The organism is Bacillus pacificus (assembly GCF_020861345.1).
GTDB classification, from domain to species: Bacteria; Bacillota; Bacilli; order Bacillales; family Bacillaceae_G; genus Bacillus_A; species Bacillus_A pacificus.
The window spans coordinates 5,189,211-5,208,301 of the sequence record NZ_CP086328.1; the positions used below are offsets into that span (position 1 = coordinate 5,189,211).

Below are 19,091 nucleotides of genomic sequence, written 5' to 3' on the forward strand. Positions count from 1 at the left end.
AGTTGCTGGAAGGTGATTTGCACAATGGGCCAAGGATATTATTATGCATATTGTCCAAAGGATGTTGAGAGTCGATATGAATTGTTAGTTTTTAATAGCAATAATGAACCATTTTTACCTTTAACGGACTTTTACCAAGATAGTATAGGAAGAATATCAAAAAGTTCAGCTTTATCTTATTTACAATGTCTGTTACCTTTTTTTTATTGGTTAGAAAAGCATAGCAACTATCAAGAAAGACATGTGAAATGGAATGATTCACCAGACATTATACGAATAGCCATTGAAGATTATTTAAAAAGCGAAATGAAATGTAGAGTTCGTGAAAAGGATAGTTTTTGCTTTGTTAATTTAACAAGCAAAAGCCCCAATACCGTAAATCGTTTTTTATCTGCGATTAAATCATTCTATAAATCGCTTATTCGTTTAAACCAGTATAATCATCTCAATCCATTAATAGATTCTAAAGCAATCCTCAATGAATATCGTAGTCATATTGAAGGTGTTAGAAAGGACAAACCACGCATGCCCGCTATAAGCGGAACAGAAGACCCCTTAGAACATCGTAGATTAACAGATTCTTATTTCAAAATTATCAATGAAGAATGGCAGCCTAAGATTATTGACGATCCCCACTTACCCTTCCAAGTTTATCAAGCGGGGAAAAATATAAATTGGTCTCAAAGGGAAATGATTATATCACGAATGCTTTTTGAAACAGGAGCTAGGGCTTCCGAAATCATTGAATTAACAATTGGAGATTATCGTTCAAGAAAAAGCCACCAAGAAGTCATTACATTCAGTAAAGGTAGCTATGGAAGAAAGGTAAAGTTTCTTCGATTTAGCAAAGACACTGTAAAACGCCTTTTTCAATATATTAATAGCGAAAGAATGAAATATGATATAAACCATTTTAATTATGAACAACTATCTGATGAAGATCCTATATTCCTTTCAGAGTTTGGTACACCTTTAACGTATCATGCTTGGTATTATCATTGGAACACGGCAATGAAATATGCTGATATTAAGTTGAATCCACATAAAGCAAGGCATTGGTTTGTCACAACTAGACTTAGAGAGATTCATAACATTTCTAAACATGATTCCGAAATCCAACAACGAAAGAATGAACTTATCAAATATATGAAATGGAAAAATCCAGATACCATTAGAGTGTATGAGCATTATTTCGATGAGGAAAAACATCGAGAATCACATGATCAAATGTTTGAAAACATGCAAAAAAATGAAATCGAATATGAACAAAGTAAAAAGATAAAGAAAAAAATCGAACTCCAACATACAACAATTGAAGTCCAAAAAGAAATAGATCATGATTTACAAGAACTGTTAGAGGGGCTGGAGTAAGTATGTCAACAATGATTAGAGATGTACCAAATAACGAATGGTATGATAAATTAAAGGGAAAAGTGGATGGGGAAATTCTTCATTTAAAAGACTCAAGGGGTGTTTTTCTTTTGGATAAGTTAGATGAAAGACACTTAAAGTATTTCTTAAGTGCTTGTGTTAATAAACCTTGGGCAAATCATCTCTTATTAGGGATACTTACTAGTGCAGAAAAAAATCTAGATTCGCATACAATTAGAAATATATTAATAAATATTAATTCAAGATTCCAAGATGTTTTTTTAGCATTCAACTTGAATATGATGTCAGAATTTGATGTTATGGAACATTTATATAAATATTTTAAAGGAACAGTCTATCCAAAACATTCTAATTCTATGAGAATGAGTTTTTTAAAAACTTATAAGGCAATTTCCTCTCGAATGAAAAAATGGTTAATTCATACCTTATCAATCGAGCAACAAGAATATTTTGAGCAATTCCTTTTTCCTATACCTTTATTTAACTCAAGTGATTTTCCATTTGAAAAATTAGCGACAGAACATGCACAAAGTAGTCGGAAAGATGAAACAGATGCTATCGTTCCTTTTTTGCCAAAAATTCGGTCGGAAGCCCATTTTCGCTGGAATCAAATAAAACGTATAAAGGAAAGTTTTCAAAAAACAATAGAACGTGTTAAAGAACAAAACTTATCACTTCCACTAGAATTTCACTACGAAGAGCCGACACGAATTGGAGAACGTTTTTACTTTCGTCTATGGGACAAGCGATCATTTATATTACACCACGAAGAACAGTTTCCTGAAACAATAGTTAAACAAGCACAAAAGCGCAAATTAACCTATTCGGAAAAAAATAACCATCATTTCTTAGAATTTATAAATTCTGAATCTATTCATGGAAATGATGAAACAGAAGGCTTATGGTTTACTGAATTAATTGAAAAAGGTTTGTTAGGACAATGTTATCAAAGAACCACCGAAGAAGAGATGAAAAAAAAGCAGGATTATTTTAAATTATGGGGATACATTGATGTGAATTCTGAAAGTAAATCTCCTCCTTTTTTTAGTGGACATAAAGATGTAATAAGTTCTTCCGTTTTTTTAGGGCGCTATAAAAATAATGTAAGAGGTATTTTCTTCGATGTAGAACCTTTTTATGTTGGATGTACATTCGGATTATTAGCGATAGATATTCTTACAACAACTGGAGCAAGAATAAATGAACTATTGCAAATTAGCAACACAAAAGAATGTATACAAACCAAAATGGTAAAAGAAAAACTCCATTATTCGTTTTATGCAATTCCAAAAGGAAGAGATGGAGTAGAAGAATTTTATGTGAGTAAACAAACAATGCAAATTATTCAAACTGTCTCACGAATGCTAAAGGATCATTATGGGGGCAAGATTCCAAGTATTGAATATCGTCATGATAGAAAGCACTTATTTCCAGAACTCAAGCCTTATTATTTTCAATATAATCACAAAGCCTTTAAAGTTCATGCAGTGTATGCCTGTATTCGATTTTTACTACATGGTTTAAGATTTGAAACGCAAAGTGGTTCTCCAGTAATTATAAAAACACACTTATTACGCCATGCATTTGCAACAGAAGCTGTACAACGTCAAAAGATGCCTATTGATATTTTAGCGAAAATTCTACATCAACGAGACTTAACTGTAACTGAATACTATTCCGCTCCAACTCCAAGTCAAATTGCTGAATCGGTCGGTGAACTTCAAGATGTGATTTCAAGTTATGTTGACATAGATGATGCGTTATTACGAAGTCCAAAACAACTTCAAAAAGAACTTACAGAGTATAGTGAAAAAGTTGGAGTTTTTAATAACGTTTTAGGTGGTACTTGTGTGACAGATTATGTATGTCCGACGAAGATGGCATGTTTAGGGTGCAAAGCAAAAATCCCACAACCAGAACAAGAACATGAACTATTAGAAGCTATTAAGGTTGCAGAGGACATGGAAAAACGTTTCAAAAAAATTGGGCTCGAAATTGAAGTAAGAAAAGCAAAAGAAATGCGGAAACAAGCAAAGATTGAATTGAAAGAAATTGATTTAATCAAAAAATATAGAGAGGAACAGAGATATGAACCAGTTATCAAATCTAACACCTTCTGGTAATCGTTCTTGGTTGAGGTCTGTTCATGAACAAAGAAAAAATCGTTCTATTCAATTAGGCATGTTGACAATTGATACTCTCGTTTCAAATGGAATTCCTGTAACTTACAAAAACATTCATGAAAAATCAAAGGAACTTGATGTAACAGGAAAAGGTATCCATGCTAATACAATAAAAAGAAATGAGGAACTGTATGCTTATTACAAACAATATAGTAAGACTTTTAAAATAAAACAAAACAAGAAAAAGGCTGTACCACAGAGCACATTTGACGAATCGACTATCAGAAATATTTCACCTAGTCGTAATATTTTAAAAGTAAGAAGTAAATATATGAAATTATCTAAAGAAGAACTTGTAGATAAACTTATTCAGACGGAACAATACCTTGCTCGTAATCATCAAAAGTGGGTTACAGGTCATTTTGAAATGTTTAAATAATTAGTTGTTTAATGGATAATAACTTCTCGGAATCTTTTTTTATTGTATAAATGTAAAATAACAATAAAGTTATTAAATTTTAAAAGCTCAAATAAATATAACCCCGTTCTAAATTTAGGACGGGGTTATACTTAAAGTTGTTTAATTTTTGATGTAAGATATTTCACTACACTAAAAAAATAACGATAAAGTCATTTAAAAATCTAAGTTTTATTCAACAATAGCGGCCCAGTCAAGTTCAGCTATTTCTTCTTGAACGCTTATACATATTCATAGTAACCAACCAGCTAATGACGATGATCCCCGCAAAAAGAAATAGCATATTACTGTACAAATGAGTAGGTAAATCAGCGTTTATAGGTAGCAATTTTCGATTTAGCAAAGGTATCGATAATAATCCACCTACAATTGCAATACCCATTCCTTCCGATAGAAAGCTTGTGAAGTTAAGCAAGCTCATGCCAGCACCAGCTTCCTTTTGTTCCAAACTACTTGAAACAATGGTGGAGATAACTGTTTTCGTAAAAGAAAGTCCCCCAAAAACAAAAATTAATATAATTGTCATGAGCCATGGTGTTGTTTCTATAAAAAGGGCAGCTACTAAAAAGCTGATAGAAAGAAATCCAACTCCAGTTGTTAACACAAATAAAGAACCTTTCTTATCAACAAGCACTCCACCAATATAACCGAAAACAATAACACTCATTGCACCAGGGAAAATAATTCCACTTCCAATTGCAGCAGTACTTAATTGATACACATCTTTCATCATATAAGGAACCATAGAAAGAAATCCTGCTACAGTTCCAAATATAAGTCCTCCACAAATGATTCCAATCATAAATGGGACATTTCTTCCTAGCGCAGGATCAACAAAAGGATTAGATACTTTCCTAATATGTTTAACAAATATCAGGAAACATATAATGCTAAAGATTAGAAAGAAAATTCTATAAGATGTCGTAAACATCATAAAAAATACAATACCTACGGACATGAATATTATTCCTACAGTATCAAAAGAGCCTTTTATTACGTCTTCCTGTTTCATTAATTTTGCAAGGAATGGAACAGTGATAATCGTCACAAGTGGTAAGAGCAGTAAATAAGACCAATGGATATATTCAGCAATAACTCCACCAATAAATGGCCCTACACCTTCTCCCATTGCTACAATAGACCCAATAAGTCCAAATGCTTTACCCCTATCTTCTTTTGGAATATAACGCGCCACAACAACCATCACAAGTGCTGGAAATGCAGCTGCACCCGCCCCCTGAATAAGCCGAGCCAAAATAATTACAGAAAAGAACGAATGCCCAACAAATCCGATAACTGATCCGATGCAGTTCACTATAATTCCAAATAGGAGTAGCTTTTTGATACCTAGCTGATCCGATAGCTTTCCATATATAGCTGTTCCTATGGAAAAAGTTAATATGAACGCTGTGTTTACCCAGTTTACACTTGCTGGTTCCTTATTAAAATCGCTAGCAATATCAGGTAATGAAACATTTAAAACCATTTCATTTAAAACGCTGAAAAAAGAAAGAACACAAAGCCATAATAAAACTTGATTATGGCGTAAATTTGACTGTGAATGAGATGTATTCACATTTAACCCTCCAATAAATAATGAGGGTAGACGTAGTTTATAGGGTCATTGATACGCTTTCCCTCTTTAAATGTACCCAATTATATTTATTGCACTTCATAAATAACTCCTCCTAAATTTGATTTGTATATTTTATCACATATAGCTTAAAATGACTCTCATTTTTTTAGCAACTTTACTATTTTTTAAACGACTTTATTGTAACTCAAACAACTTGTCCGTCACTTTACAATAAAATTATTTATGATAAAACTCAAATGTTGTAGTAGTAAATGAGGTCATATAGAGGTCTTTTAAAAGAAAAATACACCACTATTCAATAGTGATGTACTTTCCTTAATAAAATGTGTAACATTTTATTGAATCCCTTGTTTATTATAGGACTTACTAATTATCTGTCCTTTTAATAAAACAATTTGGATTCTTTTTTTGATGGAAGATGAATACTAAGAGCTAGTAGAGATAAAAAATCGCTACTGTAATCGCTCTATCGGTTCAGTTCTAGTTGTAAACTATCAGCTGTTAGAGCCATTTTTGAGGAATCGTCTTGAATTCCTTTCATTACTTGTGAAATGGTTTCTAACTCATTTTCAATTTTTTTATTCTGTTCTTTTGAGTTAGACATGTCTTTTACGATTTCTTGGAAGTATTGATCCGTTGCAGACATACTATCAGTTCCTTCAGATACGAGAGAGCTAATTTGTTTCACGGAAGAAGAGACACGAACAATCTGTTCATTTGTTTTTTCAACGAGCTTTGTAACGTTAAATATAGATTCTTTCGTTTGCTCTGATAACTTTCTAATTTCTCCAGCTACAACAGAAAAGCCTTTGCCAAATTCCCCAGCACGCGCAGATTCAATTGCAGCGTTTAGTGCGAGTAAATTTGTTTGCTCGGCAATTGATTTTACAATATCTATAATTTCGTTAATTTTGTTAGAAATATCGAGAAGTTCATGTGTATCTGTAATAATCGTTTCCATGTTCGTTTGAATGTATTCCATTCGTTTATTTTGCTCATTTAATTGTTCTTTACCTTTATTTGCTTTTTCTTCTGATGTTGTAGCTAATGACGTACCTGTTTTAGCAATTTCTACAATCGTTTCAGATTTAGCGGTTAACTGCTGAATAGAAGCACTTGTTTTTTCAGATACAGATGCTAGTTCTGTTGCAATATGCGTAATGGTCATAGCTGTTATTTCTTTTTCTTTTTCAAGTTCTTTTTGCATTCTTTCATATTCAGATTCATAAGACGCAATAACGAGTTCTTGTTCAAGAGTAAGTAATTTGTTTATTACGTTTATAGAATAAGAAAAATCGTCAATTGTTGTAATTTTCGTTTTTAAAATCTTCATGATAGAGCGGAATAATTCTTGATAAGCGGCAGTATACCATTTTCTATGTAACCCAATTTGTACATGTCTTTTTGCAATTCTAACACGTTGTTCAATAAAGTCTTCATGCATATCTCCGCTAAATAATTCTTTTATATGTGTTTTTAAAGTTTGCTTTAGTTTTGGAATAGAGCTATAACGTTCGATAATCGTAATTAAATTAGGCTGTTTTGTAATATTGGAATAGAATTTTTCAGTAATCCAATCAATTTCTTCATAAATAAAAGGCTGTAGTACCTTTACGATTTGTAAATCTTCTTTTGAAATATGTAGCATATCCATTTGAATTTTCAGTTCAGAATTAGTAGGAACGTTAAAAGTGATTTGTTGATTCTTACTTAATTCAAGTATACTTACGTTTGTTTTATTGTTATGTTTTTTAAAAACCCCAAGCATCGTTCTTCCCCCTTGTTTGTAAAGCGTTTTCATTTTTTAGTTCTAATATAATTATATATATTTATATACAATTACTCTATATTAGTGTGTAGAATAGTATATAAATTAAGAGAATTCCATATAGAATTCTCTTAATGACCTTTATTAATTTTAGCATGTGTTTTAAAGAAAACTGGGAAATGTACATTATATATGACAGTGACAACACGAATAATGAAAGTTACCAATAAACAAACATAGAAAGCCAATACGTGTGCCCCCATTGCATATGTGATTAGGAAACTAATTGCCCCTAAAATAGAAGCGATTGCGTAAATTTCTTTTCGGAAGACGTAGGGGATATCTTGAGCGCAAATGTCACGTAAAATACCGCCTCCAATACCTGTAATGACTCCCATTGAAACAACTAAAAATGAGGCGTCAACATGATGTGACATTGCCGCATTTGCACCAATAGCTGTAAAAACGCCTAAGCCAACAGCATCTGAAAGCATAATAACAACTTGAAGTTTATTGATACGCTCAAAAAACATACAAGTAAATAATGCTGATAATACGCTTACGAAAAAGTAAATGGGTTTAACAAATGCGACGGGAGGCAGGTTACCGATCATAATATCACGAATAATACCGCCGCCGAGCGCAGTAGCTACAGCTAAACAAAGGACACCGAATAAATCTAAATCTTTTTTTAAACCAACTAATGTACCAGAAATGGCAGCGGCGATAATGCCAAGAAACGTAAATATATCGATTAATAACATGGCCTTAATCCCTTCCTCTTAAAGATGTTCCAGAGAAAAAATATACACTAAAGTATTGGAAATAACAATTACTTTTCGCTACATGTAGAAAAACGGATAAAATACATAAAGAAAGCGTTTGAAAATGTTTGGAAAATAGCTATAAAGTAATTTGAAGAAGATATGAAAAGATTAATTTTACATTTTTTTGGTGTTACCTAATTGGTGAAATGTTACAATGTTAGGTATGTTGTTTACATCTGTATAAAATGATAAAAAAATATGTATATACTGACAAAAATAAGGGGATGGTTGTTAGATAGTTTTTGTAAAAATAGGGAGTATAGCGAAAGGACAGTAATTTCTATTACTGATTAATACTTGTCCTGGCTAGTTTTAGCTGGAAAAATAGTTCTCGATTTGAATATGAGTTATGTTATAATTGCTAGGTGTGTTTGAATGATAAAAAATTATGATTAAAAGATAATGTTAAGATTTTGTATGGAGGTCTTGGAATGTTAGCAAATCAAGCTAGGGTTAGATTTGAGCGGTTTTTGCTCTTTTTTATTATTTTACAGCCTGTTTTAGATTTATTAACGTCTCTTAGCATCACTTTATTAAAATCAAGTGCTACCGTTGGAATTTTAGTAAGATTCCTTATTATGGCTGTTGGTGGTATTTACATTTTAATTCAGGCAAAAGAGAAGGAAAATAGAAAGTTTTTAATTTATCTTATATTATTAGCCGGAGTTTTAGGGGTAGGATTTATTAATAACAAACTAGTTAAGGATCCTATTGTACTTGGTGAAGAAGTTAAATTCGTTGCGAAAGCATTATATATATATATCATGCTGGGTTCATACATTTTAGCTTTAAAATCATTGAAAAAGAAAGTTAATATTAGTGATAAGGTTCGAAATAGTATTGTATATTCTACATTAATCATTAACGCAATTATGGTTATTTCTATTTCAACATCTACTGACTTTGGTAGTTATGAATGGATGAAGGTAGGTTCTCGAGGTTGGTTCTATGCAGGGAATGAACTAGGTTCAATCTTAGCTATTATTTTCCCTATTGTGGTACTATATTCTATTCAAAAGACAAAGAGCTGGAAACACGTTTTATATTGGATTCCATCGTTTTTAATGATTTACTCATTAATTCAGGTCGGTACGAAAGTAGGAATGGGCTCAATTGGTGCTACGTTAGCGGCAGCAATCGGGATCATTGTACTACAATTATTATTTGATAGAAAAAATCCGAACAAAAAATCCCTTGCGCTTAATGCAGTAATTGCTATTGTCCTATTAGCTGGTGTAGTTGGAACGTTTAAACAAACGCCATTAGCACAAAATATGGGCATTCACAATAACTATTTATCAGAGCAAAATGTGGCACAGCAAGGTCAAAAAGAAAAAGAAATTAAAGAGAAGCTGAAAAAAGAGCAAGAACTTAAAGCAAAAGAAGAAACTCATCATAAAGGTGAAAGGCCAGAAGAAAAGGCAAAGATAGAAGAGGAAGTTAAGAAAGAGCTTGAGAAAGAGCAAAAGAAAGAAAATCAAGAAAATCTTATTTTCAGCGGACGTCAAGTATATGAAGAAAGACATAAGCAGTTCTTTAAAGAAGCGCCAACGTCACAAAAGTTATTAGGAATGGGTTATGCAGGTAATTTTAAATATAATGAACAAAAGCAGCCAGATCCAAAGCTAATTGAAATGGACTTCCATGATTGGTTTTATGACTTTGGGATTATTGGTTTTGCATTACTAATGATTCCATTTGTTTATTACGGCTTAAGAATCCTACTAGTATTTATTACAAGGTTTAAAGAGATATTTAATATAAAATATGGAATGATTGCAGCAAGCTTATTGTTAGCATTAGGTATTGCTTATATTGCAGGACATATTTTAACAGCACCAGGAGTTGGGATCTACTTTGTAGTGGTGTTAGCTTATCTAATTGTAGACTTAGAAATTGAATGATTAAAATAAAAGCTAACTTTTGTTAGCTTTTATTTTTTAGTACAGTAAAATAAAGATAGATGGAAATGTGGCGAGGATTTAAAGGAGGAAAAAATATGAGGATATTGCATATGAATGCAGGAGCAGAAGATGGGGGAGGGAAAACACATATTATTTCACTTCTCGATCAGTTTCCAACTGGTGAAGTAGAATTAGCGGTATTTGAAGATGGGATTGTTGCGAAAGAAGCAAGAGAGTTAGGGATAAAAGTCCATGTGTTTTCACAAAAATCCCGCTATGATTTATCTATTTTAAAGAATATAAGCGAATTCATTAATAATGAAAAATTTGATATAGTTCATACGCATGGTCCTAGGGCTAATTTCTATGTTTCTTTAATGAAAAAGAGAATAACGGCAAAATGGGTAACGACTATTCATAGTGATCCATTTGAAGACTTTACTAAACAAGGCTTAAAAGGTTGGATTTTTACGAAATTGAATTTGAAAGCCTTAAAAAATGTAGATTTATTTTTTGTTGTAACAAATAGATTAAAGAAAACTTTAGCTGCTTTAGGCATTTCTAATGAAAAGATGCATGTTATTTATAATGGAATTGAATACGATAAGGAAAAAGCAGAAGGTTATAATAAAAAAGAAATGTTCAATATTGATGAAGATGTATTTACGGCAATCCAAGTAGCACGATTGCATCCTGTGAAAGGACATGAAGTTCTATTTGATGCGTTACAACGAACAAAATTAGAGAAAATTAAAGTATTGTTAGTTGGTGATGGCCCGTTAGAAGAAAATCTAAAGTCATTGGCTACTGAAAAAGGGATTAATAATAAAGTTGAGTTTTTAGGGCATCGTCAAGATGTAAAACAATTATTTGCGTCGTCACATGTGAATTTATTAACCTCCCATAGTGAAGGGTTCCCACTAGTTTTATTAGAAGCGGCAAATCAACGCGTACCATCAATTGTGACTAGGGCTGGAGAGATTGAACCATTAATTGTAGATGAAACGTACGGATGGATTGTGCCAACAGATGATGGAAGGGCATTAGCATTAGCTTTAGAAGAAGCGTATGATAAGTGGAAAACTGGAGAATTAGCAGCAATGGGGAAACATATTTATGAGCATGCTATTATGAACTTCTCACTTCAAAAACTATATGAAGATACAAAGGAAACATATAAGCAATTAATAGCGAAAAACTTGTAATGATAGAGAGGATAGTTAACTATGGCAGTACAAACAGTTGATATTCTAGGCGTTCCTTTTTCTACAATGACAATGGATGAAACGGTCCAATATTTAAAAGAACAACTAGAAGTGGAGCGAACACATACTTTTCAGGTAGTAACAGCAAATCCTGAAATTGTTATGTGTGCAAAAAAGGATGAAGCATTCCATCAAACATTATTACATGCAGATTTAATTACACCTGATGGTATTGGAGTCGTAAAAGCAAGTGGTATGTTAGGTACACCTGTAAAGGAACGTGTAGCAGGTTTTGATTTAATGTGTAATTTACTTGCGTCGTTATCAGAAGACAATAAACCAGTATCAGTTTTCTTATTAGGTGCAAAACCGCATGTTGTACAAGCTGCAGCAGATCATTTAACGAAGACGTATTCAGCTGTATCTATTGTGGGTATACAAGATGGGTATTTTAAACAAGAAGAAGAAGAGAATATTGTTTCTCGTATTCAAAAGGCAAAACCAGACTTATTGCTTGTTGCACTTGGTTTCCCGAGACAAGAGAACTTTATCCAAACGAATAAGCATCGTTTAGAAACGAAAATGGCCGTTGGAGTAGGCGGAAGTTTAGATGTATGGGCTGGAGAGGTAAAACGTGCACCAAAATGGATTCAAGCGATCCATTTAGAGTGGTTTTATAGATTGTGTAGCAATCCAACGCGTTGGCGTCGTCAGTTAGTATTAGCGGAATTTTTAAAAGAAGTCATGCGTTCAAAAAAGTAGCGTTCTATCGCTACTTTTTTATTTGTCCATTTTTAATAAAGTGCGTTTTTATTCATCTACTACCGATTGCGGACACTCACTAATCGGGTGTTTAATGGCCATGGTTTTTTTATCTATCTCTCTTTGCTTCAGCTGAATTTTGAGGTGAGGGGCCTTACTGCCCTCAAATAGTCGGATAAGTATTTTACTTTTTGGGAATGATGAAGGAGAATTTTTTGCACGAAAGTATTTTACTTATACAATTCACACATGTAAAATGATGTGTAAAGACAGTTGTGTAAGGAGGACTTCTTGTGGGCAAGGTGAAAGAAATTTCGAAGCGAAAGCTACTTAGTATAGCGGGGCTTGGATGGTTATTTGATGCAATGGATGTTGGAATGCTTTCATTTGTAATGGTAGCGCTGCAAAAAGATTGGGGATTAAGTACCCAAGAAATGGGCTGGATAGGCAGCATTAATTCAATTGGTATGGCGGTCGGGGCGCTCGTTTTTGGAATACTATCAGATAAAATAGGGCGAAAATCAGTCTTTATTATTACATTATTATTATTTTCTATCGGTAGTGGTTTAACGGCTTTAACGACGACACTTGCTATGTTCCTTGTTTTACGATTTTTAATTGGTATGGGGCTTGGTGGAGAACTTCCAGTTGCTTCTACATTAGTATCGGAGAGTGTTGAAGCACATGAACGTGGCAAAATAGTTGTGCTATTAGAAAGTTTTTGGGCAGGTGGATGGCTAATCGCAGCTCTTATCTCGTATTTTGTTATACCGAAATATGGTTGGGAAGTTGCGATGATATTGAGTGCGGTTCCGGCGCTATATGCTTTATATTTAAGATGGAATTTACCGGATTCTCCAAGATTCCAAAAGGTTGAAAAAAGGCCATCCGTTATCGAAAATATAAAGTCAGTTTGGTCTGGGGAATATCGTAAGGCAACAATTATGTTATGGATTTTATGGTTTTCTGTTGTTTTCTCCTATTATGGCATGTTCCTTTGGTTACCTAGTGTAATGGTATTAAAAGGATTTAGTTTAATAAAAAGTTTCCAATACGTACTTATTATGACGTTAGCTCAATTGCCAGGTTATTTCACAGCTGCTTGGTTTATTGAACGTCTTGGTCGTAAGTTTGTTTTAGTTACGTATTTAATTGGTACAGCTTGCAGTGCTTACTTATTTGGAGTAGCAGAGTCATTAACGGTATTAATCGTAGCAGGCATGTTACTATCATTCTTTAATTTAGGTGCTTGGGGTGCATTATATGCTTATACACCTGAACAATACCCAACAGTTATTCGTGGTACAGGTGCAGGGATGGCGGCAGCATTCGGTCGTATTGGTGGTATTCTTGGACCGCTATTAGTAGGATATTTAGTTGCTTTACAGGCTTCACTATCACTAATATTTACGATTTTCTGTGGATCAATTTTAATAGGCGTATTTGCTGTAATTATACTTGGGCAAGAAACGAAACAACGAGAATTAGTATAAGGTAAAACTTTAATCGGTAAGTGATCTCAATTATTGGTCCGTACTAATTATGTTTTAGAGTAGTAAAACTAAGAGCTCATGTTTTCTCATTCAGTGGGTTTTACTGCCTACAAATAACGGAAAAAAGGGCAGGGGGAACCATGATGGTTCCCTTTTTTCTGTTTTTTTAGATAAATAATGGTATAGTAAGAAAAAGGGAATGTTCCTTATAAAAGCGAATGTATACAACAGGACATACGGACAAAAGAATTAGGTGGTTGAAGAAATGAAAATTTTACTGATCATGGAAGATGCAGAAGAGCGAAGAAGTTTAGCTGAAACATTTACTGAAAATATAAGGAATGTAGAATGTTTTGAAGCAAATACAGGAACAGAATCATTATTTATGATGAAGAAGCATACACCAGATTTTGTTTTTTTAAATTCAAAATTACTAGATGGAACGGGTTTTGAATATGCGAGTTTATTACGGGAAGTAAATTGTTATACGAAATTTATTTTTATGGGTGAAGATATAGAAGAGTCCATTACAGCATTTCGTTTTCAAGCAGTTTATTATTTACTACGCCCATTCCGCGAGGAAGATTTGCAATTCCTTTTATATAGAATGGCTAAAGAGCAAGGTGAGAAAGCAAAGAGCTATTTGCGTAAACTACCGATAGAAGGTCAAGAGGGGATTCGGTATATTTTCCCTGAAGATATTGTATATGTAAGCAAAAATAAGGAAAACAAAACAGTTTCAATTTATACAACAAATAATCAGTATATTTCAACATATACACTCCAGGAGCTAGAAAATAAGCTAAATGCATATGATTTTTTACGGGTGCATAAAAGTTATTTAATTAATATGTCATATGTACAAGAGTTAAAGCCTTACTATAATGGCACATATAATCTGTATTTAGATAAATATGATGAGCAACCGATTCCAGTAAGTCGTAATTATGTGAAACGACTTCGAAATAAAATTGAATTATAGCAGATAATGCGAATTTTTTAACATGATAAACTAAAAATCCTTCATGATAGGGAGGATTCAAATTAAATATTCAGAAAATTTAGTACAATCCCACTAAGAAATAGTATTGGGGGGATTGTATGTGAGAACAGTGAAGTCAATTTTACTTTGGGGAGTTATTGCAGCAGTAGGAGCCGGTGCTTTTGGTGTAATAGCTTTATCACAAGGTGAAACTATTAATGCTGTATGGCTCTTAGTAGCTGCGGTATGTGTGTATGCAGTTGCTTATCGCTTTTATAGTAGATTTATAGCGAGAAAGGTATTCGGTTTAGATAATAATCGGCAAACGCCAGCTCATACATTAAATGATGGAAAAGATTATGTTCCGACAAATAAATGGGTATTATTTGGGCATCATTTTGCAGCAATCGCTGGGGCTGGGCCTTTAGTAGGACCGATTTTGGCGGCACAAATGGGATATTTGCCAGGGACAATATGGATTATTGTAGGGGTAGTTGTCGCTGGAGCTGTGCAAGATTTTGTCATTTTATTTGCTTCGATGAGACGTAATGGTAAATCTCTCGGTGAAATGATTAAAGATGAGATTGGTCCTGTTACAGGACTTATTGCAATGATTGGTATTTTAGGCATTATGATTATTTTATTAGCAGTATTAGCATTAGTAGTAGTAAAGGCGCTTGTCGGAAGCCCTTGGGGAATGTTTACGATAGCAGCGACGATTCCTATTGCTATTTTAATGGGAGTATATATGCGCTACATTAGGCCTGGACGGGTTGGTGAAGGGTCAGTAATTGGAATTATCCTACTTATACTGTCTCTTATTGGAGGGCAGTATGTAGCGGAAAATCCAGCGCTTGCAAGCATGTTCACGTTTAGCGGAGAAACAATTGCTATAATGCTTATTGTATATGGGTTTATCGCATCGGCATTACCAGTTTGGATGCTTTTAGCACCACGTGATTATTTAAGTACATTTTTAAAAGTCGGAACAATTGTAGGATTAGCAATCGGTATTTTAATTGTAGCACCAGATTTACAAATGCCAGCAGTTTCGAAATTTATTGATGGAACTGGTCCTGTGTTCTCTGGAAACTTATTCCCGTTCTTATTTATTACTATTGCTTGTGGTGCAGTGTCTGGATTCCATGCTCTTGTTTCATCAGGTACGACGCCGAAGATGATTGAGCAAGAGGGACACGCACAGCCAATCGGTTATGGAGCAATGTTAATGGAGTCGTTTGTAGCGGCGATGGCGATGATTGCAGCTTGTGTATTAACACCGGGAACGTATTTTGCAATTAATAGTCCTGCAGCACTTATCGGTACAGATGTCTCGCAGGCAGCTCAAGTTATTTCCTCATGGGGATTTGCTATTACACCAAATGAACTAAAAGATCTCGCTGTAAACGTTGGAGAGCAAACGATTTTATCACGTACAGGTGGTGCGCCAACGTTAGCGATAGGTATGGCATATATTTTCTCACAAGTAATAGGTGGAACGGCCATGATGGCATTTTGGTATCATTTTGCGATTCTCTTTGAAGCGCTATTCATTTTAACAACAATTGATGCTGGAACGCGTGTCGGTCGATTTATGATTCAAGATATTTTAGGGCATGTATATAAGCCATTTGGGAAAACGGATTCTACATTCGCGAATGTAATAGCTACAACGTTATGTGTATTAGGATGGGGTTATTTCTTATATCAAGGGGTAGTTGATCCGCTTGGTGGAATTAATACATTATGGCCACTTTTCGGTATTGCAAATCAAATGTTAGCAGGTATTGCATTATTACTTGGAACGACAATTTTATTCAAAATGGGAAAAAAGGCATATGTTTGGGTGACGCTTATTCCAACTGTCGGATTGCTTATTGTAACGATGACAGCGGGTTATCAAAAGCTATTTCATGAAAACCCTAAAATAGGATTTCTATCCCACGCAAAGGTGTTTCAAGGAGCATTAGATGAAGGGAAAGTGTTAGCGCCAGCTAAAAATGTTGCCCAAATGAAGCAAATTATTTTCAATGATTATATTGATGCGGCACTTTGTGGGATTTTTATGATCGTTGTAATCGCTGTATTAATTTCTGCAATTCGAATTTGGATTCAAGTATTAAGAAATAAGCCGATGCCGCTAAAAGAGGCACCATATATCCCTAGAGATGAAAGTGAGTCGAGGAACTATGCTTAAAAGACTACGGCAAGTATGGGGACAAAGGAAACACTTTATTAGCTTACTTGTTGGGGTACCAAGCTATGAAACATATGTAGAGCATATGAAAAAGCATCATCCAGAAGAAGAAGTTGTATGTCAAAAACAATTTTTTGCAGAAGCGCAAGAAGCAAGATTTAATGCAAAGGGCGGAAAAATCTCGCGCTGTTGTTAGTGAAAAGGACGAATTTTCGTCCTTTTTATTTTTTGCTGTTTCACGTGGAACAGCAAAAAATAAATAAAAAGCTTTGGGAATTATAGGTATTTCGTATACAATAAAATAAGGAAAGGGATAGATAGAAAAGTAGGGAGATTATTTTATGTTAAGGGACTTATTTGTAAACACAACCATTATTCTTTCCTTTATTTTTATTGGAGGTCAGCTTTTAAGAGATAAACCGTTAGAAGAAGGGTTCTCTTTTTGGCAGAAATGTGTAGTAGGTATTCTTACTGGAATATTAGGTATATTACTAATGTATTTCGGTGTTCATGTTGGTACCATCCTATTGGATTTACGCTACTTAGCTGTTATTCTAGCCGTTATAATTGGTGGCCCAATAGCGAGTACTATAGCTGTTAGTATGATTTTAGTAACTAGGTTAGTATTTATGGATTATTCATTAGCTTCTCAAGTAGCTTTTTATACAATTATTGCGATAGGGATAGGTAGTATCTTTATTTCGCGTCTAAAACTTTCTCTAGGAGAAAAATGGGTATGGTTACATACATATATTTTATCTATTCTAATTCCCTCACTATATATATGGTTAATCAAAGATATTCACATAGTGGGATTATATTTGGTTTCTAGTGTTATTACAGGCTATATAACATTTATAAGCGCAAATTATGTATTACAATCCAATGAGTTATTTCAAAAGATGAAGCAATATGCAACGATAGATGCATTGACAGGTTTAGGAAATGTAAGGCAGTTTGATTTAGAAATGAATCATCATATTGGTAATAAGCGTATGAAAAATGATTCACTTTGTTTACTACTTATAGATATTGATCACTTTAAGTGTGTAAATGATACGTATGGGCATCCTGCAGGAGATGAAGTGTTAAAGCAAATAGGTAGTATTTTAAGGGAAGTTTCACCGTTCCCAAATTTGTCCTTTCGAAAAGGTGGAGAAGAGTTCGCGCTTTTGATACCAAAGAAGGGATTAGCTTACGGAATGCATACGGGGGAAAAAGTTCGCACAGCTGTTGAAAACCATTCATTCGAATTGTTAAATGGAACAAAAATAAAAATTACAGTTTCAGTAGGCGTTTCAGTATATGAAGAATCACCAGAGCAATTTATTCAAGCTGCCGATGATGCATTATATTACTCCAAAAGAAATGGTAGAAATCAGGTTAGTTCCGCATCTTAAAGATAGGATGACCAGAAGAGCTTATAAATAAAAACACCCACAGAGAGGGAAATACACACTCTGTGGGTGTTTTTATTTATAAGTTAGACAAGCTCTTTTGATACAACGAATTTACGATATGCACCGTGATGTGTTGGGCCTACGTATTCGTTGATCTTGAATGAATAACGGATAGCAGCTGTGATAAATTCTTTAGCAGTTTTTACTGCTTCTTTTACAGGTTTTCCTTTTGCAAGTTCTGCTGTAATTGCAGCAGAATATGTGCAACCTGCGCCGTGTGTATTTGTCGTATCAATTTTTTCTGATTCTAGAATGTCGAATGTCTCTCCATCATATAGAACGTCGATTGCAGTTTCGGTACCAAGCTTGCTACCGCCTTTAATTAGGACATACTTCGCACCTAAAGCATGGATTTTTTTCGCTGCTTCTTTCATGTCTTCGAGAGAATTAATCTTTACGCCACTTAATTGGTAAGCTTCAAATAAGTTTGGTGTGACAACTAATGCCTTTGGAACAAGAACGTCACGTAAGCAATCATTCGTTTCAGGATGTAATGCTTCATCAGCCCCTTTACATACCATAACAGGGTCAACTACTACATTTTTGAAATTATGTTTTTCGATTGTTTCTGCAACCATTTCAATAATTTCTACTGATCCAAGCATACCTGTTTTTAAAGCATCTACGCCAACTCCCTCAATTGTCGTTTCTAATTGTGGTTTTAATGTAGAAGCTGGGATTGGGAATACGTTATGTGCCCAACCGTTATGTGGATCCATCGTTACGATTGTCGTAAGAGATGTCATTCCGTACACACCAAGTTCTTGGAATGTTTTTAAATCTGCTTGTATACCAGCACCGCCACTTGTGTCAGAACCAGCGATAGTAAGTGCTTTATTTAATGTCATTATGAAAAGCCCCCTCAGGTGATATAATGAAAACTATGTTTTCACCATTATATCA

At 34.0% G+C, this 19,091-nt stretch carries 16 protein-coding genes and 1 pseudogene; 11 read left to right on the forward strand and 6 right to left on the reverse strand.

All coding sequences use genetic code 11. The features are described from left to right. The first annotated feature begins 24 nt into the window (after positions 1-24). The 3 genes from LMD38_RS26720 to LMD38_RS26730 are packed head-to-tail and all read left to right on the forward strand — an operon-like array spanning position 25 to position 3,954. Positions 25-1,371, forward strand: coding sequence for a tyrosine-type recombinase/integrase (locus LMD38_RS26720; protein ID WP_061654196.1), 1,347 nt, complete (start codon positions 25-27; stop codon positions 1,369-1,371). Between the two features lie 2 nt (positions 1,372-1,373). Continuing rightward, entirely contained in the window at positions 1,374-3,515 is a 2,142-nt protein-coding gene (locus LMD38_RS26725) for a site-specific integrase (RefSeq protein WP_061654195.1), read from the forward strand. Next, positions 3,481-3,954 carry a hypothetical protein gene (locus tag LMD38_RS26730; RefSeq protein WP_061654194.1) on the forward strand — a complete coding sequence of 158 codons (474 nt, stop codon included), beginning with the start codon at positions 3,481-3,483 and terminating at the stop codon, positions 3,952-3,954. The genes LMD38_RS26725 and LMD38_RS26730 overlap by 35 nt, the downstream gene beginning before the upstream one ends. Positions 3,955-4,192: 238 nt before the next feature. Here the strand turns inward: LMD38_RS26730 and tet are convergent, their stop codons facing one another. The 5 genes and pseudogenes from tet to LMD38_RS26745 all read right to left on the reverse strand — a co-directional run bounded on the left by tet (position 4,193) and on the right by LMD38_RS26745 (position 8,122). Continuing rightward, positions 4,193-5,569, reverse strand: a complete 1,377-nt coding sequence (gene tet / locus LMD38_RS26735) for a Tet(L)/Tet(K)/Tet(45) family tetracycline efflux MFS transporter (RefSeq protein WP_061654193.1) — start codon at positions 5,567-5,569, stop codon at positions 4,193-4,195. A gap of 37 nt (positions 5,570-5,606) precedes the next feature. After that, complete coding sequence (locus tag LMD38_RS28870; RefSeq protein WP_106081929.1) at positions 5,607-5,669, reverse strand: tetracycline resistance efflux system leader peptide; 63 nt, start codon at positions 5,667-5,669, stop codon at positions 5,607-5,609. A 387-nt stretch (positions 5,670-6,056) separates the two neighbouring features. Continuing rightward, positions 6,057-6,797: a methyl-accepting chemotaxis protein gene (locus tag LMD38_RS28875; protein ID WP_370530095.1), complete on the reverse strand. Its 741-nt coding sequence runs from the start codon at positions 6,795-6,797 to the stop codon at positions 6,057-6,059. A 63-nt stretch (positions 6,798-6,860) separates the two neighbouring features. Beyond that, positions 6,861-7,391 (reverse strand): annotated as a pseudogene (locus LMD38_RS28880) (protoglobin family protein); the annotation flags it as partial. Positions 7,392-7,489: 98 nt separating this feature from the next. Then, positions 7,490-8,122, reverse strand: coding sequence for a trimeric intracellular cation channel family protein (locus LMD38_RS26745; RefSeq protein WP_000924376.1), 633 nt, complete (start codon positions 8,120-8,122; stop codon positions 7,490-7,492). A gap of 494 nt (positions 8,123-8,616) precedes the next feature. Here LMD38_RS26745 and LMD38_RS26750 point away from each other — a divergent pair, with 494 nt between their 5' ends. The 8 genes from LMD38_RS26750 to LMD38_RS26785 all read left to right on the forward strand — a co-directional run bounded on the left by LMD38_RS26750 (position 8,617) and on the right by LMD38_RS26785 (position 18,128). Then, positions 8,617-10,089 carry an O-antigen ligase family protein gene (locus tag LMD38_RS26750; protein WP_228920058.1) on the forward strand — a complete coding sequence of 491 codons (1,473 nt, stop codon included), beginning with the start codon at positions 8,617-8,619 and terminating at the stop codon, positions 10,087-10,089. A gap of 95 nt (positions 10,090-10,184) precedes the next feature. Continuing rightward, positions 10,185-11,294 carry a glycosyltransferase family 4 protein gene (locus tag LMD38_RS26755; RefSeq protein WP_227585500.1) on the forward strand — a complete coding sequence of 370 codons (1,110 nt, stop codon included), beginning with the start codon at positions 10,185-10,187 and terminating at the stop codon, positions 11,292-11,294. Between the two features lie 21 nt (positions 11,295-11,315). Next, positions 11,316-12,056 carry a WecB/TagA/CpsF family glycosyltransferase gene (locus LMD38_RS26760; protein WP_073530943.1) on the forward strand — a complete coding sequence of 247 codons (741 nt, stop codon included), beginning with the start codon at positions 11,316-11,318 and terminating at the stop codon, positions 12,054-12,056. Positions 12,057-12,349: 293 nt separating this feature from the next. Next, entirely contained in the window at positions 12,350-13,549 is a 1,200-nt protein-coding gene (locus LMD38_RS26765) for an MFS transporter (RefSeq protein WP_100633462.1), read from the forward strand. A gap of 265 nt (positions 13,550-13,814) precedes the next feature. Continuing rightward, positions 13,815-14,531 carry a LytR/AlgR family response regulator transcription factor gene (locus tag LMD38_RS26770; protein ID WP_227585499.1) on the forward strand — a complete coding sequence of 239 codons (717 nt, stop codon included), beginning with the start codon at positions 13,815-13,817 and terminating at the stop codon, positions 14,529-14,531. Between the two features lie 121 nt (positions 14,532-14,652). Then, on the forward strand, positions 14,653-16,728 hold the full coding sequence (cstA, locus tag LMD38_RS26775) for a carbon starvation protein CstA (protein WP_001261205.1): 2,076 nt from the start codon (positions 14,653-14,655) through the stop codon (positions 16,726-16,728). Next, positions 16,721-16,924, forward strand: coding sequence for a YbdD/YjiX family protein (locus LMD38_RS26780; protein ID WP_000919824.1), 204 nt, complete (start codon positions 16,721-16,723; stop codon positions 16,922-16,924). Before cstA ends, LMD38_RS26780 begins: the two co-directional genes overlap by 8 nt. A gap of 145 nt (positions 16,925-17,069) precedes the next feature. Continuing rightward, positions 17,070-18,128 (forward strand): GGDEF domain-containing protein, encoded by a 1,059-nt coding sequence (locus LMD38_RS26785; RefSeq protein WP_016719040.1) that lies wholly within the window; start codon positions 17,070-17,072, stop codon positions 18,126-18,128. 83 nt (positions 18,129-18,211) lie between these two features. Here LMD38_RS26785 and pdxK read toward each other — a convergent pair whose 3' ends face one another. After that, positions 18,212-19,036, reverse strand: coding sequence for a pyridoxine/pyridoxal/pyridoxamine kinase (gene pdxK, locus LMD38_RS26790; RefSeq protein ID WP_000174249.1), 825 nt, complete (start codon positions 19,034-19,036; stop codon positions 18,212-18,214). Positions 19,037-19,091 lie beyond the last annotated feature (55 nt).

What these genes read in the sequence shown, in the direction of transcription:
- LMD38_RS26720 (WP_061654196.1), top strand. Translation starts at nt 25, where the DNA reads ATGGGCCAAGGATATTATTATGCATATTGTCCAAAGGATGTTGAGAGT.
- LMD38_RS26725 (WP_061654195.1), top strand. Translation starts at nt 1,374, where the DNA reads ATGTCAACAATGATTAGAGATGTACCAAATAACGAATGGTATGATAAA.
- LMD38_RS26730 (WP_061654194.1), top strand. Translation starts at nt 3,481, where the DNA reads ATGAACCAGTTATCAAATCTAACACCTTCTGGTAATCGTTCTTGGTTG.
- LMD38_RS28875 (WP_370530095.1), bottom strand. Translation starts at nt 6,797, where the DNA reads ATGCAAAAAGAACTTGAAAAAGAAAAAGAAATAACAGCTATGACCATT.
- LMD38_RS26745 (WP_000924376.1), bottom strand. Translation starts at nt 8,122, where the DNA reads ATGTTATTAATCGATATATTTACGTTTCTTGGCATTATCGCCGCTGCC.
- LMD38_RS26750 (WP_228920058.1), top strand. Translation starts at nt 8,617, where the DNA reads ATGTTAGCAAATCAAGCTAGGGTTAGATTTGAGCGGTTTTTGCTCTTT.
- LMD38_RS26755 (WP_227585500.1), top strand. Translation starts at nt 10,185, where the DNA reads ATGAGGATATTGCATATGAATGCAGGAGCAGAAGATGGGGGAGGGAAA.
- LMD38_RS26760 (WP_073530943.1), top strand. Translation starts at nt 11,316, where the DNA reads ATGGCAGTACAAACAGTTGATATTCTAGGCGTTCCTTTTTCTACAATG.
- LMD38_RS26770 (WP_227585499.1), top strand. Translation starts at nt 13,815, where the DNA reads ATGAAAATTTTACTGATCATGGAAGATGCAGAAGAGCGAAGAAGTTTA.
- LMD38_RS26780 (WP_000919824.1), top strand. Translation starts at nt 16,721, where the DNA reads ATGCTTAAAAGACTACGGCAAGTATGGGGACAAAGGAAACACTTTATT.
- LMD38_RS26785 (WP_016719040.1), top strand. Translation starts at nt 17,070, where the DNA reads ATGTTAAGGGACTTATTTGTAAACACAACCATTATTCTTTCCTTTATT.
- pdxK (WP_000174249.1), bottom strand. Translation starts at nt 19,036, where the DNA reads ATGACATTAAATAAAGCACTTACTATCGCTGGTTCTGACACAAGTGGC.